Source organism: Betaproteobacteria bacterium (genome assembly GCA_009377585.1).
GTDB lineage: Bacteria > Pseudomonadota > Gammaproteobacteria > Burkholderiales > WYBJ01 > WYBJ01.
Genome location: WHTS01000086.1, coordinates 1 through 16,294, shown reverse-complemented (window position 1 = coordinate 16,294; position 16,294 = coordinate 1). Strand labels below are relative to the sequence as shown.

General features: G+C 61.7%; 13 protein-coding genes. 2 read left to right on the top strand and 11 right to left on the bottom strand.

Annotated features, from left to right (window positions below):
• Positions 1-41: 41 nt before the first annotated feature.
• The 11 genes from GEV05_21950 to GEV05_21900 form a co-directional block, all read right to left on the bottom strand.
• Positions 42-1,265, bottom strand: a complete 1,224-nt coding sequence (locus tag GEV05_21950; protein MPZ45999.1) for a glycosyltransferase, exosortase A system-associated — start codon at positions 1,263-1,265, stop codon at positions 42-44.
• A 4-nt stretch (positions 1,266-1,269) separates the two neighbouring features.
• Positions 1,270-3,195 carry an amidotransferase 1, exosortase A system-associated gene (locus GEV05_21945; protein MPZ45998.1) on the bottom strand — a complete coding sequence of 642 codons (1,926 nt, stop codon included), beginning with the start codon at positions 3,193-3,195 and terminating at the stop codon, positions 1,270-1,272.
• 245 nt (positions 3,196-3,440) lie between these two features.
• Positions 3,441-4,589, bottom strand: a complete 1,149-nt coding sequence (locus GEV05_21940; GenBank protein ID MPZ45997.1) for a TIGR03088 family PEP-CTERM/XrtA system glycosyltransferase — start codon at positions 4,587-4,589, stop codon at positions 3,441-3,443.
• A gap of 70 nt (positions 4,590-4,659) precedes the next feature.
• Complete coding sequence (gene xrtA, locus GEV05_21935; protein ID MPZ45996.1) at positions 4,660-6,132, bottom strand: exosortase A; 1,473 nt, start codon at positions 6,130-6,132, stop codon at positions 4,660-4,662.
• A 172-nt stretch (positions 6,133-6,304) separates the two neighbouring features.
• The gene (locus GEV05_21930; GenBank protein MPZ45995.1) at positions 6,305-7,312 is read right to left on the bottom strand and encodes a FemAB family PEP-CTERM system-associated protein; all 1,008 of its coding nucleotides are present in this window, start codon (positions 7,310-7,312) and stop codon (positions 6,305-6,307) included.
• 71 nt (positions 7,313-7,383) lie between these two features.
• Positions 7,384-8,205 carry a DUF3473 domain-containing protein gene (locus GEV05_21925; GenBank protein MPZ45994.1) on the bottom strand — a complete coding sequence of 274 codons (822 nt, stop codon included), beginning with the start codon at positions 8,203-8,205 and terminating at the stop codon, positions 7,384-7,386.
• Positions 8,206-8,265: 60 nt separating this feature from the next.
• Positions 8,266-9,273 carry an AAA family ATPase gene (locus tag GEV05_21920; GenBank protein MPZ45993.1) on the bottom strand — a complete coding sequence of 336 codons (1,008 nt, stop codon included), beginning with the start codon at positions 9,271-9,273 and terminating at the stop codon, positions 8,266-8,268.
• Positions 9,274-9,283: 10 nt separating this feature from the next.
• The gene (locus GEV05_21915) at positions 9,284-10,783 is read right to left on the bottom strand and encodes a TIGR03016 family PEP-CTERM system-associated outer membrane protein (protein MPZ45992.1); all 1,500 of its coding nucleotides are present in this window, start codon (positions 10,781-10,783) and stop codon (positions 9,284-9,286) included.
• Positions 10,784-10,864: 81 nt separating this feature from the next.
• Positions 10,865-11,815 (bottom strand): P-loop NTPase, encoded by a 951-nt coding sequence (locus GEV05_21910; GenBank protein ID MPZ45991.1) that lies wholly within the window; start codon positions 11,813-11,815, stop codon positions 10,865-10,867.
• A gap of 46 nt (positions 11,816-11,861) precedes the next feature.
• Positions 11,862-13,466 (bottom strand): chain length-determining protein, encoded by a 1,605-nt coding sequence (locus GEV05_21905; protein MPZ45990.1) that lies wholly within the window; start codon positions 13,464-13,466, stop codon positions 11,862-11,864.
• Positions 13,467-13,665: 199 nt separating this feature from the next.
• Positions 13,666-14,289: a sugar ABC transporter substrate-binding protein gene (locus GEV05_21900; protein MPZ45989.1), complete on the bottom strand. Its 624-nt coding sequence runs from the start codon at positions 14,287-14,289 to the stop codon at positions 13,666-13,668.
• A gap of 597 nt (positions 14,290-14,886) precedes the next feature.
• On the opposite strand from GEV05_21900, the gene GEV05_21895 reads away from it, so the two are divergent.
• The gene (locus GEV05_21895) at positions 14,887-15,597 is read left to right on the top strand and encodes a long-chain N-acyl amino acid synthase (protein MPZ45988.1); all 711 of its coding nucleotides are present in this window, start codon (positions 14,887-14,889) and stop codon (positions 15,595-15,597) included.
• A 183-nt stretch (positions 15,598-15,780) separates the two neighbouring features.
• Positions 15,781-16,290: a hypothetical protein gene (locus GEV05_21890; GenBank protein ID MPZ45987.1), complete on the top strand. Its 510-nt coding sequence runs from the start codon at positions 15,781-15,783 to the stop codon at positions 16,288-16,290.
• Positions 16,291-16,294: the final 4 nt, after the last annotated feature.

Genomic DNA, 16,294 nt, shown 5'->3' with positions numbered 1-16,294 from the left:
CGCTCAGCGCTCCCAGGCCCGGACGAGCGTCCTCGGGGTCATCACGCCGACATCCTTTCCAGTGCGACCAGCCGGCCATAGACTTCGTCGTAGCGCGCGACACAGTGATTCCACGTGCGCTGCGTCTCCACATAGCGCCGGGCGGCTGCACGCAACTGCGGCCAGCGCTCGGGACTCGCCAGCAGGTCGAGCACCTTCGCGGCAAGATCTTCGACGTCGCCCGCCTTGAAGAGCACGGCGGTCTCGCCATCTTTCATCAACTCGCGGTGCCCGCCCACATCGGAGGCTACGACCAGCCGGCCCTGCGCCATCGCCTCCAGAGGCTTGAGCGGCGTGACGAGGTCGGTGAGCCGCATCGGCAGCCGGGGATAGACGAGGACATCGATCAGGTCGTAGTAGCGATGAACCTCGCTGTGCGGCACCCGGCCAGTGAAAACCACCTTGTCGCCCAGGCCGAGCGCAAGCACCTGCGCGCGCAGACTGTCATCCTGGAATCCTCCGCCGACGAGCAGGAGGCGTACGTCCGGGCGCGCGACAAGGATCCGGGGCAGCGCCCGGACAAGCGATTCGAGCCCCTCGTAGCCATAGAACGAGCCGACGAATCCCAGGACGGTGCTGCCTTCGAGGCCCAACTCCCGTGCCAATGTGGCGTCGCGCGTGGGGGTGGTGTTGAATCGATCCACGTCCACGCCGTTGGGAACGACCGTGATGCGATCCGGCCGCACGCCCCTCGCAACTAGTTCTTCTCGAAGCCCCTCGCAAATCGTGACGACGTGGTGGGCACGCTTGGCCGCATAGGTTTCCAACGCACGCGACAGCCGGTATCGCAGACTGCCTTCACGCGTGGTTCCGTGATCCACCGCCGCGTCTTCCCAAAGCGCGCGGATCTCGTAGACGACGGGAACGCCAGTGCGGCGGCCGACGCGCAGGGCCGGGATCGCGTTCAACACCGGTGAGTGCACGTGCACGACATGCGGACTATAGCGACGAACGAGCGTTTCTATTCGGTGGGCGAGCTCGCCCATCAGCTCCAACTCGCCCATTGCGGGCAGATCACTCACCAGGCCCCGCACGGGCGGCGTACGGTGAAAGAGCCAACCGTCCACGGTCTCCTCGCGCACCTCCACCGACCCGCCCTGCTTTGGGCTCGTCATCTGGACGGTTTCCCAGCCGAGCGCCTGGCTCTCGCGCAAAATGGCCAGCGTGCGAAAGGCGTAGCCACTGTGCAGTGGCGCCGAATGATCCAGCACGTGCAGGACACGCATGACGTTATCCCACGGCCTGCAGGGCGGTCGACGTTTCATGACCGAGCACTGAACGCAGGAACGAATCGAACATGAGCAGCGACCAGATGGGCGCGCTGTAGTCGCGAAAGCCTTTCTCGTGCTGCTCCACGAGATGCTGCAGATACCGCCGGTCGAAGTAGCCTGTCTGCGCCAGCGTGGGGCCAAGCAACGACTCGCGCACGCGCGCGCGTAGTGGGCCCCGGAACCAGCCAGCAAGCGGCACGGCGAAGCCCATCTTCGGCCGGTACAGGATATCGTCGGGCAGGTAAGGCTCCATCGCTTCCTTGAAGAGCAGTTTGCCCTCGCCTCGTCCGAGCTTGAAGGTCGAAGGCAGGCTGGAGAGCCACTCCATCATCGGATGGTCCAGAAGCGGCTCGCGCACTTCCAGCGAATGCGCCATGCTCGCGCGATCGACCTTGGTGAGGATATCCCCCACGAGATACGTCTTGATATCGAGGTACTGGATGAGCGAAAGCGGGTCTTCGGTCGGCGCGCGGCGCGCATGGTGGCGCAATACCTCGAGCGCGTCGTAACCACCGAGCGTGCGGCGGAAGGAATCGCTGAACAGGCGCTTGCGCATGTCGTCGCGCATGATCGAAACGGAGTGGAAGTAGGCTTCCACGGAATCGCGCGCGAGGGCCTGAAAAGTCGTCTTGGCGCGCAGCGCGCGAGGCGCCCAATCGGCCTTGGGATAGACCTGGCCGAGCAACCCGAAGACCGAGCGCCGCAGCGGCAGCGGCAGCATGGAACGGATTCGCTCTTCCTTCATGTGCCACTTGTAGCGCCGATAGCCGGCGAAATTCTCGTCTCCGCCGTCACCCGACAACGCGACGATCACCCGCTTGCGCGCGAGCTCGCACACCTTGTAGGTCGGGATGGCGGAGCTATCCGCATAGGGCTCGTCGTACAGCGAGGCCAGGCGGTCGACCAGATCGAAATCGTCCGGGTCCACCTGTTCGACCTGGTGATGGGTGTGATAGCGATCGGCAACCACCTGGGCATACTGGGTCTCGTTGAACGCCGGATCCCCGAATGCGATAGAGCAGGTGTTCACGGGCTCGCCGGAAAGCTTTGCCATCATGGCAACGACGGCGCTGGAGTCGACGCCACCGGAAAGGAATGCGCCCAAGGGCACTTCGGACATGAGGCGGATCCTCACGGCCTCCTTCAGCCGCGCGGTAAGCTCTTCGCGAGCCTCGCCTTCGGTGATCGGCCCGGAAGGTTTGAACGGAAGATCCCAATAGCAATGCGGGTCGGGAATCGCGGCGCCGCGGCGAATGGTCAGCGTGCACGCCGGCGGAAGCTTACGCACCGACTTGAAGATGCTGCGGGGGTCGGCGGCATAGCCGTAGGCGAAATATTCTTCGACCGCGAGCGGATCGAGCGTTCGGTCGAGGCTCGGGACGGCGAGGAGGCCCTTGATCTCCGACGCGAACAGCACCGTGCCGTTGGCGAGCACCGAGTAGTGCAACGGCTTGACGCCCATCCGGTCCCGGGCGAGGAACAGCGTATCCCTGTTCCGATCCCAGATCGCGAATGCGAACATGCCGCGAAAGCGTTTGACGCATTCAGGGCCCCAGGCTTCCCAGCCGTGAACGATGACTTCGGTATCGCTGCGGGTGCGGAAGGTATGCCCGAGCGCCTGGAGCTCCGGCACCAATTCCTGGAAATTGTAGATCTCGCCGTTGAAAACGACGGCCACCGAGCCGTTCTCGTTGAACAGCGGCTGTTGACCGGTTGACAGGTCGATGATGGAAAGCCGGCGATGACCAAGCCCTATCCCGGGCTCGAGATGAATCCCGCCTTCGTCCGGCCCGCGGTGGAACTGGCGCTCGTTCATGCGCTCCAGCAGCCCCCGGGATACCGGACTACGGTTCCGGCTATCGAAAATGCCTACGATCCCGCACATTTATGCAATTTTGTAATTTGGCGTCCGAGGGCACAGGCAGCAAGTTTCCTGCCAACAATTTCCGGGCCTTGGCGCATAGGGCCCTGTCGCTTCTTCCGTCACCGCGGGCCCGACGCGATTGGCGACCGGTCGATGGCTTTAATACGGCGCGCTCGCCCGATACTTGACGACGGCGGTCATATCCCGTTGATGCGCTCCAAACAACGAGAGACGCAGCATACACGCTGAGCATTGCGCGAAAGGGATCAAGGCGCCGAGCGCATGGTTGCCCTTGCCTCGGCGCGTCCTTGCTGGCCGGTGAGACTATCGTACAGAGCCGTATAGTTTTCCACCATGGCATCGAGACTGAATTCCCGCTCGGCCCGCTGCCGCGCCGCTTCAGCGTGGCCTAGCAGGCGTGCGCGGTCGGCGGCATAGGCGGCTATCTGTTCTCCCATTGCACTCCAATCGCCCACGTCTACCAACGCGCCGGTAACCCCGTCTCTAACGAGGTCCCCATTGCCTCCTGTCCGGGTTGCGATTACGGGCAAGCCGCTCGCCATCGCCTCGAGAATGGTGTTCGATATGCCCTCGGCGAGCGACGGAAGTACGAACAGGTCCATGGTCCTCAGCAGCTCGGGAATGTCATTGCGTGCGCCGAGCAGCTCGACCTGGGACTGCAAGGACGCTTCGGCAATCGCTTGCTCGATGTCCGGTCGCGAAGGACCCTCGCCAATGATGACGAGTCGCGCGTTTCGCATTGCGCTCGAGCCGTGTTCGAGGGCTGTCCCGAATGCCTTCACGAGCGACACCTGATCCTTGACGGGCTGCAAGCGCCCAACCGTGCCTACAACGAAGGGTCGATCGTCGGGTACGGTCGAAGGACCCGAGACGTTCGGGCGAAACAGGCCGGTATCGACGCCGTTGTAGATCTGCCGGATTCGGGCCGCCGGCACGCCGATGGGCCCTTCGAGATAGGCGGCAAGATCGGCCGAAACGGCAGTGTAGTGAGTTACCAGCGGTCTGAACATGCGCTTCAGGCGCCGGTACTTCGGATTCGTCCCGTCGAGGTCGTGCATGTCGCGTCCGTGCTCGCCATGGATGCGCACGGCGACTCGCGCACAGACCGCTGGCAACAGGGCGTCCAGGCCCGATAGGTTGCGCGTGTGTACGATCGAAGGCTCGAGCCGCCGGAACAACCGGTACAGGTCCAAATAAGTGCGAGCCAGCGAAGCCTGCCCTCGATTCATGGCGAAAACCTGAACGTCGCTGTGCCGGATCCGTTCCCTGAATTCGCTGTAGCCGGTCATGCAGACGATAGCGTGCCGATAGCGATCGGACGGCATTCGATTGACCAGGTTGACCAACCCGTTCTCGAGGCCGCCTATACAAAGCTCATGGATGACGTGCGCCACGAGAGGCGGATCGCCCCGGGAACGGTTCACGGATTTCAGGCCGTGCACGGCGCCAACCAGCATCGTCGCCTCAGGGTTGGATGCGCTTTTCGGCCGCCAAAATAGGTGCGCCGGTCGCGATCGCGTTCTTCCGCGCACTCTCCAACGAGCTACGAATCGAAGGCTCCATCGCGGCGAGAAACTCCTGCAGCAGCTCGCGCGGTTCGTCCTTCGACGACGAGCCCGGCGGTGCGTAGAGAACCACGACTGCGGCATCGTCTCCACGCCCGGCAAGCCGATCGAACGCCTGCCGCAACTTGACCTCCTCCGGCAGGGCGCTCCAGCGGCCGCCTGCCCAGTACCAGTGCCAGGCGAGGAGCTCGCCGCGACTCGACCGCAGACGCGACTCCACGACTCGCAGCCCATGAACACCCGACGATTGCCCTGTCTCGGATAGACGGTGCCAAAGACGATCGCCGGGAGATACGAGGCCGTTATCGAACGAAATCAACTCGTGCCCTTCGTTCTGCCGGGCGTAGTAGCCAATGAACACGCCCACCTGCGCGCCCTGCCTCTCGTAGATCTTGTGCATCGTCGCGCGTGCGCTGACGAAGTGCGGTGTGAATTGCGGCAGCCGCGACGACGATCTCTCCCATCCCGCGGCACCGCTCGGCGCCGCAATGACCGGTTGACTGGCGACCTCCTTCGCATCGAGGAAATCGACATAAAGTGGCCCGGTGCTCGCGATAGCCGCGACGCCCAGCGCTCCGGCAATCAGGATTGCCTTGGAGCCGCCGCCAACCAGTCCTGGCGCGATCGGCTCAGCTTGCACGACCCGATGGTCCTCTCGCCACCATGAGCCAACCCAGAACAGCAGCAGCATTACGACGCCGAAAAAGATCCAGCCATAGATAAGATGATCAACGCCGACCGCGTAGCGCATTTCGCTCAGATGCCCGATCATCACGATCATGTAGGCACGCAGCCAGTTCGCAACGATCGGCACGAGGATCGAGGCCAGAACGAACAGCACGCGCCGCCACAAGCTCGTATAAGACAAATAGGCGTAAAGGAAACCGAGCGTCACCGATGCGATCAGATAGCGCAATCCGCTGCAAGCTTCGATGACGGACCAGCGCCCGCTCGGCAGCGTGAAAAACAGTCCCTCGCGATATACGGGGATCCCGCTCAGGCGCAAGGCCGCCACGGTGAAATCGGCGGTGTGGTCCATCAACGTCGGCAGGAGGAACTCCCCGATCGGCACGGCGAGGAGCGTGAAAGCGAGCGGGAACGCGATCGCGCGAGCGATGGCCACACCCATGACGGCGACGACCGCCAGCGCAATCATCGCCACCAATCCGAACTGGCGGGCCGCTTCCACGCCGGCGACGCTGCCGAGCAGGGCGACGAAGGCTGCTGCGGCAAGCGGGAACAAGACCCAGAAGCACGGGCGAATCGGCAAGGCCGCAAGCTGGGAGCGCTTGCCCCAGATGAGCCACGCGGCTACCGGATAAATGATGAGCCCGTGCGCGAAGGTTTCGGAGCGCCACCAGATGCCGGCCATGCGCATCGCCGCGTCGCCGTGCCAGGCGACGATCCAGAACAACGTACTGAAGAGCAGTGCGAGAGGCAGGGTCCGGCCGAACGCGGACGCACGCGAGGCCGGGGCAGGCGAGGACGCGTGCGTCCCACCCACAACGCTTGCAACAGGCGCCGGCCCCAGCACCCGCTTCGGCCTAGCCAAGACTCTTGACAATGTGCGGCCCGATCCGATTTGCCATCGCGCGCGGCAGCTTCTTCCACAACGCGATGAAGGCACGATACTTGGGATTGAGTGGATTGTGGTCGGGAACCTCGCGCCCCTTCACCAGCCGGTATTCGTAGGGCAGCGGCGCCGGCTCGAATCCCCAATTCTTCTTGAAGTCGAATGATCCGGTGCCAAGCTTGCTGCGCCCATAGTCGAATACCCGCAGCCCGCGCTCGCACGCCCGCCGCATCACTTCCCAGTACATGAAGTCGTTCCCGGCGACCTGGCGCGCCAGATCGGTTCCGCCGCCGTAGTAAGGCAGCACCTCGTCGCGAAAAAAGAAGCTGAGCACGCTCGCAACAAGCTTCCCTTCGCTGGTCACCGTCACGATCTCGCTATCGGCTGCAAACTCTTCGCGCAGGATATCGAAATAGCGGCGCGAAAAAACCGGCGTGCCGAGCCGATGCACGCTCTCGGAATAGGCACTGAAGAACCGACCGGTATCCGAGTCCAGCGTAGCAGACAAACCGGACTTGATTCCCTTGCGCACCATCGCCCGCTGCTTGCGGGGAATGGCGTTGAGATTCTTCTCGGGATCGGGGTCGATCGCCTTGCGAAACGTGACGTAGAGATCCTTCGTTGCCCAATCGGTTCGCTGTCTGCTTTGGCTGCGATACTCCAGATGGCCGACTTGCAGACGTTCCGCCAGGGCGATTGCCTCGGCGTCCAATGCCAAGCGGGCACGGTCTGTTTCCGCTGCCACGCCGCCGTACACGCAAAACGGCAGCGACACGAGTGAATGACCGAAGAGGAGACTTTTTACTTCGGCCAGTGGCAACACGCCTTCGATCGCGCCACCCGCTTCGGCGAGCAGGAACCAAGTGCGATGGCCGAATGCACGCTGAATGACTTCCTGCCAGCCGGCTCGATGGAAGAACGTTGCGGCCGGAAAGCGCAGCACGAACTCGTCCCAACGGCGGCGATCGGCCGACTCCATGACCTTGACCGACAGTGGCTTCGAATGCTCTGAGGCTTCGGGCTTGTTCGACCCCGGTGCGAGGACAGCGCTCACGCGGCCACCTGGACAAAGATGTTATCCATTCGGTCCCAGCGAAAATCGGCGAGCAGCCGTTCTATCCGCGCGCGCATGCGTCCGAGGTTCACGTAATGCCGGAAACGTGTCTTCATCCCGATTCCATGCTGTCTAGGCTGCTCGGGATCGATTTCCCAAGGATGGAAGTAGAACACGCAAGGCTGACCTTCGCCGTTCACCCGCTGCAAGCACCATCTCGAAACCGGATACGGCAAAAGCCGAAAATAGCCGCCTCCCCCCGCTGGCAAGTTTCGGCTCAGCATTCGCACCGTAGTCACGGGGATTTCGAGCAGTCTCTTCGATTCGCCGGGACGGTGTGCAAAGCGCGGTGCATCCGGCATGCCGTAGTGATCGTGCCGGATCGGGTAGATGCTGGAACTGTAGGTATATCCTTCGTCGGCCAGGCACTCGAGGGCCCAGAGATTCGCCTGCCCGATTGAAAAGCTCGGCGCGCGATATCCGTTTACGGCAACTCCGGCGGTATCTTCGAGAACTTTCTTGGCCGAGCGCACGTCCTCGGTGAATTGAGCTCGGCTCTGCTCATGTGCGCGTCCGTGCGCGAACCCGTGGCTTGCCAGCTCGTGGCCGTTCTCGACGATGCGGCGCACCAGCCCCGGATAGCGCTGTGCGATCCAACCCAGAGTAAAAAAGGTCGCGTGCGCGCCATGGTCCTGCAGCAACTGCAGGATGATTTCCAGATTACGTTCGATGCGGCAGGGGAGACGGTCCCAGTCGGATCGGGGAATATGCGGCTCGAACGCCGAAACCTGGAAGTAGTCTTCCACGTCGACGGTCATTGCATTGCGTGCGACGCCGTTGGAACTCGCCATGTTGGAGTCTGCCCGGTCCGCGCGCGCTCACGAACCTTCTCGCTTCTCGGGATGCTTTTCCTGCGCCAGAGTAAGCAATTCCCGTGACAGCTTGAGGATGTTGACGATCGAGCGCTCCATCTTGGAAACGCGGCGATCCAGTTGTTCGAGCATGCGCTCCTCGCCCGCGCCGGATTTGCGAACGGCAACCCGCTGCATTCCGGTGTCGTTCGCCGCAAGGGTCGGCATTTCCCCGTTCAGGTCGCCTATGACGGCATCTACCGTCTGGGCGTCGATGCGATGCCGGTCCTCCAGGTAGCCGAACAACAGGACTCTGTCGCACAGCGTGTTGATGCGTCTCGGAATCCCGCCGGTGTAGGCGTAGATCGGGGCGAAGCAGTCCTCGCCGAACTCGGGGTCGGCGACCCAGCCGACCGTTCTCATCCGGTGCTCGATGTAAGCGCGCGTTTCGTCTGCATCCATCGGCCCGAGGTGATAGGAGGCGATGATGCGTTGCCGCAGTTGCTGCATGCCCTCGCCTTGCAGGGTGTAGCGAAACTCCGGCTGCCCAAGCAGGAAGCTTTGCAGCAGCGACTTCTCACCTGCCTGAAAATTCGACAGCATCCGCAGCTCTTCGACAGCGCGAGGGGTGAGATTCTGGGCTTCGTCGACGACCAAGAGCGCGCGGCGCCCTTGCTTGTGAACACTGAGGAGATACTCTTCCAGGCGCTTCAGCAGGACCGCCTTGCTCTGCTCCTCGTGCTTCAGGCCGAATGCGGCCGCGATAAGCCGCAACGTGTCATCTGCATCGAGCTGCGTACTCACCAACTGAGCAGCCACGTAGCTGTTGGGATCGACACGCCGGAAGAGATTCTTCACGAGCGTTGTCTTGCCGGCCCCGATCTCGCCGGTGATCACGATGAATCCTTCGCCCTGATGCAGGCCATATTCGAGATACGACATCGCGCGCTTGTGGCCGCGCGAGGCGAAGTAGAAGCTCGGATCCGGGTTGAGCTGGAACGGCTTACCAGTCAGCTTATAGAAGGATTGATACATGGTGTTCGGATCAGAATGCCAGGCTCAAAGTTCCGGTGATGGCGTTTTCCCGCACATCGCCAGCCGAGGAATTCGTATCGCGGTTCAGCCAGCGATACTCGACCGAGCCGCGCAGCTTGGGCTGCAGCTGATGCGTGATTCCGATCCGAATGTTGCTATTCGTGTCCGTTCGACTTGCATCGGTCATCTCCGACTTGATCTGGCCAACCGATACCGACCCCGAGGTCCGCTCCGAAAAGCGCCAGCTCAGGATTGCGTTGTAGCCCGTCTGCAAAACGTTGTCGCTGAGAGAAAACGGATCGGTTCCGACGATAGTCGGAGTACCGCTGCTTTCCCTTTGGCGGTCGTCCCGGAACAAGCTCAGCAGCAACGCACTCCGAATGCCTCTCAGACCAAACGTACCCTGCCATCGTTTCGACAAGCTGACCTGATTGGTCAAGAAGTCCACGGAGGACGGCAGGAACTGCGGAAGCCCGTTTTGCGCAATGAAGGCCTGGACGACCTGTTGTCGCTGGATCGGGTCGGGTACTTGGCTAATAAACAGCCTGTCCACAGTCGCCGCCGTATCGAGACTGACCGGCACGCTCAACAATCCAGGCGTCCCCACGACTTGCTCACCATAGGTCAGTGTCCAGGCGGTGAGCCGTGTCCGATGTTGGGCATCGAGCGAAAACGTGTTCCCGAAATAGCGCTCGCCGACTTCGGCGCGAATGTTTGTACGCCGGCTCGGCGCCCACTGGAAACCAACGCTGTAGAAGTTGCCGCCGATACTGCCTTGCGTGTCACCATAGGCGTTGTCTTCCCTGCCGATGGACAACAAGCCCGATAGAGTCGGCAGAAGAGCATAGCTTGCACTCGCCGTGAGCGTTTCCAACGTCCGTTTGTTGAACTGGCCCTGCGTCGAGTCGATATCCTGCCTGGAATAGGATACGGACCATCCCAATTCGTTGAACATCGACCCCTGCGACAAGCCTAGATTCACCGTGTTCGACTCGGAGCTCAGAGCGCTTGTTTCGCCATCCGATTCCATGCGGTTCCAGGTGTAACGCGCATTGACGTTTGCAAAACGACCTAGACGACTGATCCAATAGGGACTGAGCGTCCCCTGGCGCACTTCGGTGCGATTGGGATTGATATTGATGTCACTTGTCGACTGAGGGCCCAGCGTAGAGATATTCTGCTGGGCAATAGCGGCAGACCCTTGCAGGAATAGCTTGCGGTCCCATACGTCGAGAAGTCCATTTGCTCGGAGCGCGTGGTTATGCCCGTTCGCGTCGGAATTCTTTGCGTACAGCCTGTACTTGAACGCGTAGTCAAGCTGCATTTGCAGGCGAGGGCCGACGCCGGTGATCGCCACACCGGGTTCGATTTCAGTCACGAAGTCCGACTCCTCCCGTCCTCGCGGAGCAAGTCGGACGTTGTCGGTGTAGGTTTCTCGAAGCTGCACCTTCGGAGTAACTTGCCAGTCGGCTGCGTAGCTCATGTGCGGCACCAGCGTCGAGGCGGCCATACAAAGTATAGAGCGCTTCCGCACCCGAGGACGTGTCACACGCCGGCTGGCCCTTCCGTGCTTTTCTTTGGCCACTTTCAATTACTTCTTGGTGTCGCTTTCGGCACCGTAGCCATAGCCGTACCCGTAGCCATACCCATAGGCATAATAGCCGGACCCGCCCTTGAACCGCGTCTTGTTCAACAGCAGGCTCACCGTCTCGCATGCCTCGACGTGATGCAGGCCCTCACGTAAGCTCTGCTGCGTGGTCTTCCCCGCTTCCACGACGACGACCACTTGTCCCATCTGCGAGGCCAACACACGCGATTCGGTGGTTGCGAGCAACGGGGGCGAGTCGAAGATGATGATGCGGTCGCTGTATCGACTCGACATCTCGTCGAGCAGGTCGCGCATCGACCCGCTGGCCAGCAATTCGGTGGCATTCGGATGATGTCGGCCTGCAGTAAGCAACTTGAGCTTGTCGATATTGGTGCGGATAAGCGCCTGGGAGATCTGCAGATTGTCCTCCAGCAGGACATCCATGAGCCCCAGGCCACCGTCGATCCCGAGCATTCGCGGAATGGATGGCTTGGCCACATCGGCGTCGATGAGAAGCACCGTGTGGTCCATTTCCATCGCGATGCTCATGGCGAGGTTCAAGGAGCAAAAGCTCTTTCCTTCGCCCGGCATGCAACTCGTGACCATGATCAGATTGCCGCGCCGTAGTGTGGTCGGCCCCTGGTCGAAGGCGTTCTTGAGAAGCGGTCGCTTGATCAGGCGGAACTCTTCGAAGATCTGGCTACGCGCCGCATCCGGCGTGACCATGCCTGCGTCTTTCAAGCGAGCCAGATCGAGCTCCTCGTAGCGAAGCGTCCTTTCCCCAGGTTTTTCTTCCGGCTGATCAGCTGCTGAGCCGAGAGCCGCGAGAACCGATTCGGCACCGTGCAACACATCGGCCTGTTTGGCGATCACCGCTTCGACGGCTTGTCCGCTCCGGGGGGCGGGCGGCGTCCAGTCGCCCAACCTGGCTACGGCCTTCTCGATAATGCTCATGCTCGCTCTCCCGGTCGAACCACCTTACTCGCTGTTTTTCTGCCCATCATGCTCGACCCGTAAGCGATAGGACCGCCATCACGATGCCGAACGATCCGAACAAGCTGGCGATCGATACGGCGAGCGCAAGTACACCACGGCGCTGTTTTCTTACGTCGCTTTGCGTCCACTTCATCGAGACCGTGCCCAGAATCGGAAGATTGGCGACTTCCTGCAGCGTGCTGCGATCGTTGAATACCGGGCGCACCTGGGACATCAGGAAAGTGAGTGCGACGCCTGCGCCTGCGCCGAGTGCAAGCACCAGCCACATCAGCACTGGGCGCTTGGGCGCAACCGGTACGGGGGGCACGCGAGGTGGATCGATAATGCGGAAATCCATGACTCCGGCATTGGACTCCATCTCCCCCGAGATCTGGGCAGACTCTCGTCGGGCCAACAGCGTTTCGAAGTTCTTCTTGTTCACCTCGTAGTCGCGATTGAGCTGCACGAGATCCGCCTCGACCTGTGGAATCGCATTGGCGCCTTTTTTCAATTGTTCGTATTGATGCTCGAACGCCGCCGCACGCGTTCGCAAGGCAGCGACCGCCGCTTCGGCTTCCGCGAGCGAAATCGTGAGTTGTTGCAGGACGGGATTGGAGCTCTGGCGTGCGCCGCGAGAGGAAGCCGCCGGCTTCTTGCTCTCTATTTCCTTACGCAGCTTGGCGATCTCCTCCTTCTTCTGCGCCTCGAGCTGCTCGATCACCCGCTTGGTTCCTATGACATCAGGGTGACGATCGGTATAGCTCAGTAGAAGTGTGTCGAGCTTTTGCTTGAGACCGTCGATTCGCTTCTCCAACTCCGGGCTCGCGCGAAGCTGCGATTCATCCAAGGTGCCCGCCGCACCTGCTCGCTCGGCTAGCAGGTCGGGCTCCGCAATCCCTTCCCGCAGGCCTTGCAGCTGAGTCTTGAATGAATCGCGCGCGTTTTCGGCCTCGCGCAACTCCATGTTAGCTTGCGTTACGCGCGCACCGGCTTGCTGCAGCTTGGACACGAAATCCTGGCCCTGGCTGGGCATCATCCCCATGTGCTGGCGCTTGAACTCCTTCAGCGCGTTCTCGGCCACGACGAGCTTTTGTTCGTACATCTTTATCTGCTCGTCCAGGAAGCGCTTGGCCGAATCGGCATCCTTGCGCTTGTCGCCCAAACTTCCCTCCACGAAGATAGTCAGGAGCGACTGAACCACGCGCTTCGCTTCCTCGGGCTTGGCCGACGCGTATGTGATCGTGTAAAGGTTATCCCGGCCGGTGCCGCCCAGCTTGATGTCTTTGCCGAGGGCATCGATCAGGCGCTCGCGTTCCCCGCTGGTCTTGAGCTTGATGTCGAGGTCCGACATCCGGATCACTCGTTCCAGGTTCGGCCGGCTGATGAGCGTGCGGCTCATCATGGCGATCTGCTGATCGACGTTGGGTTGCACTGCAAGCCCGGCAAGAAGTGGCTTGAGCACACTTTGCGTATCAACGTAAACGCGGGCATTCGCTTCGTACTGATTGGGCAGGAGGAACACCACCGTCCAACCCACGATGCAGATCAGCCACGCGACCGCGATTCCGTACCAGCGGTACTGCCACATCCCCCGCAGGTACGACAGAACCTGCCTGACCATGTCTTGCATTCGAATTCTCCGTCAACAACCCGTCGAGTGAGGCGCTCTCAAAGGACTTCGGCGCCCGCGGTGTCCATCCGACCCATCAAGGCAAGTTGCATACCAATCGTCCGGAGAACCGATCGACGCGAACGTCGCCCATGCGGAAACGGGATGTCAAGCGATTCACTGTCGCATTATCGTCTGCACCGACCAAGGACTATCACCGTCAGAAGAAGCTTTCCGGGATGATGAGCACGTCTCCCGGCCGCATCTCGACGTTCGCGCTTACATCGCCGAGCTTCACCAAGTCCCGAAGCCGAACCGTGAACTGCTGCGGCTTGTCGATACCGCGCAGAATCGTCGCCTTGTTGCCATCCGCGAATTCGGTAATTCCGCCCACAGCGATCATCACGTCGAGCAGCGTCATTTTTTCGGTGTACGCGAGAGCCTGCGGCTGTGCGGCCTGTCCCACCACCCTCACCTGCCGCTCCAGCGGCCCTTTGAATGCAGTCACAATGACCGTGACGACCGGATCCTGGATGTACTTCGAGAGGGCCTTCTCGATCGTGCGTGCAAGCTGCGTCGGGGTCTGCCCCGTGGCCGGGATGTCTTCGACGAGAGGCGTCGTAATGCGACCGTCCGGACGCACCGGAACCGACATGGACAACTCGGGATTGCGCCAGACATTGATGTTCAGCGTATCGCCCGGGCCGATGATGTAGTCCACCTGGCTCCCGCCCTCGGGCGTGGCCGGCGCAGGAGGAAAGGGCGAACCGGTGCAGCCGATCGACGCTGCGGCGAGAAGCAGAATAGCTGCCCACGCTTTGATCCGGAATGTACAATCACTCATCATTTCTCTCCCCAACCGGAATGATCTAGCGGCCGCCCATTGGAATATGCCCAAGCGCTACCCCGTGGTCGCAAAACGACTTTGCCGACAAGCCTAGTTGCCGGGCAGCACTTGTACGCAATAGCAATAGAGGACAACAATGCCAGAGAATCATACCGGTAACGGGCTTGGCTAACAAATAACCGGAGGTTCCGGCAGCGCGGCTCTCCGCAAAGTGTCGTATCCATGCTGCGGAGTTCGGCGCGACGGCGAGCGGGCAGCGCCGGCCGCGCGGGATCCGAAAAGGCACAGGATGCCATGCGGGCAACGGACGATAACCGAAAACCTTGAATGTTACGGGCAAGATTACGGCAAGGATTGTGAATTAATTCGCTGGATGGGCCCGACGGGCCGTCGGACTATCCAAGTCAAGAATGCGGGAGGATCGCGTCGGCTTTGTTTCGGCCGCCGGTTGCGCTTCAGCCGGTGTCGCCAACGCCGATTCCGGTCAGGCAAGAAGACGAATATCCGGGACATCCTGTGTCAGTCAACGCGCGCACCAACGCTCCTGTCGAGCGGGGAGGCGGCGGGAATTCGGACGACGAGTTCCTTGCAGCCTTGGGCACGAAATCGGGCGAACGGACGCTGCCGGCGCAGCGCATGATCGGTTTTCACGACTTCTGCTACCCGGGAGCGCAGTTCCGGATCTGCTTCTTTGCCGGACCGTCGCTTCCTCAGGCAGCGTCCCTGGTGCAGGACGCGTACTCTCGGCTCGGTTACACGATAAAAGACGGGGAGTCCGAGCTCGCGGAAACCGTCGCATCGACTGCGAATCTGCAGGCTATCCAGCGCGATACGACGCTCGGAACATTGTCCGTGAACCTCGATGGATGCAATGGCCTCCATGCCGAGGCCCTCTACCCGGACGAAGTCGCCGCCCTGCGCAGCAGCGGGCCGATTTGTGAATTCACGCAGCTCGCGCTCGATACCGAGCTCGCAGGCCGGGAAGTTCTCTGTTCCCTCTTTTACGTCGCGTACGTGTTCTCGCATGCCGTCCATGGGGCGAAGCACCTACTGGTCGAGGTGAACCCACGCCACCGAACCTTCTATGAGCGCATGCTGGGTTTCCGTCTCCTCGGCGGCGAGCGGATCTGTCTTCGGGTAGGCGCGCCGGCGGTGCTGCTTCATCTCGATTTCGACTTCACACGCGAGCAAATAGAGCGAGCACGTCGCGGGCTCTCCGTCGCCGGAACGACGCTCTATCGCTATGCCGCACCGGTTGCCGACGAGGAAGCGCTCATTCGGCGGATGAGCGCCGGCATGCTCTAGCGACACCGCATCGTCCCAACCGAGCAGCTTTCTATCGTGCCAGCACCGGGCAGGCGTTTACGCGGCAAGAATTGGCTCCATGCTGCCGCACTCGCTGCATTGCTCGCCTTCGTGGGCGACATTCTGATGCTGCTGGTAGCGAACGGCGATGGGGGTACGCGAGGAAGCCCCGCCGGGGGCTACGTGCTGGCGCTCGGCGGAGTGCTGGGCGCCGTTGCGATTCCGCTGTATTACCCCGGCTACCGGGCAGCAGCGAGCTTGCTTGGCCTCTCGCCGGCTTGCCGCCGCCTTTGCACGCTCGGCGCCGCGCTGGTCGCCACATTCGGGGCGATCACGCACGTACTCACGGCAGTCGATATCCAGGCTGCACGCGCCGCAGGGCTCGATGCTCGCCCGCCGGCAGAGGCATTTGCCGACTTCTCGAGCCCGCTTTTCCTGATGGCGCTGGTCGCTGCTGCGGGTGCCGTTATCGCCGTGGTGTGCTTCGTGGCCGCCCGATTCCGCAGCCAGCCCAATGCCATCAAACTGGCTGTTCTTTTCAACCCCATCGTATCGACCGTCATCCTGAGCGCCGGCGCCACCGTTTCGGAATGGACAATGGCCTATATCGCACCGAGCGCTCCGAACCTCGCACACGTTGTGTTCTTCGCCTTGCTGGCCCGCGCGGCGGAGTTCCCTGCGAAGCGGGGGTAGCGGC

Bases quoted from the DNA above. Each gene is read 5' to 3' on its own strand.
- GEV05_21950 (MPZ45999.1), bottom strand. From the start codon at position 1,265: ATGCGTGTCCTGCACGTGCTGGATCATTCGGCGCCACTGCACAGTGGC.
- GEV05_21945 (MPZ45998.1), bottom strand. From the start codon at position 3,195: ATGTGCGGGATCGTAGGCATTTTCGATAGCCGGAACCGTAGTCCGGTA.
- xrtA (MPZ45996.1), bottom strand. From the start codon at position 6,132: ATGGCCGGCATCTGGTGGCGCTCCGAAACCTTCGCGCACGGGCTCATC.
- GEV05_21930 (MPZ45995.1), bottom strand. From the start codon at position 7,312: ATGGAGTCGGCCGATCGCCGCCGTTGGGACGAGTTCGTGCTGCGCTTT.
- GEV05_21925 (MPZ45994.1), bottom strand. From the start codon at position 8,205: ATGACCGTCGACGTGGAAGACTACTTCCAGGTTTCGGCGTTCGAGCCG.
- GEV05_21920 (MPZ45993.1), bottom strand. From the start codon at position 9,273: ATGTATCAATCCTTCTATAAGCTGACTGGTAAGCCGTTCCAGCTCAAC.
- GEV05_21915 (MPZ45992.1), bottom strand. From the start codon at position 10,783: ATGGCCGCCTCGACGCTGGTGCCGCACATGAGCTACGCAGCCGACTGG.
- GEV05_21910 (MPZ45991.1), bottom strand. From the start codon at position 11,815: ATGAGCATTATCGAGAAGGCCGTAGCCAGGTTGGGCGACTGGACGCCG.
- GEV05_21905 (MPZ45990.1), bottom strand. From the start codon at position 13,466: ATGCAAGACATGGTCAGGCAGGTTCTGTCGTACCTGCGGGGGATGTGG.
- GEV05_21900 (MPZ45989.1), bottom strand. From the start codon at position 14,289: ATGAGTGATTGTACATTCCGGATCAAAGCGTGGGCAGCTATTCTGCTT.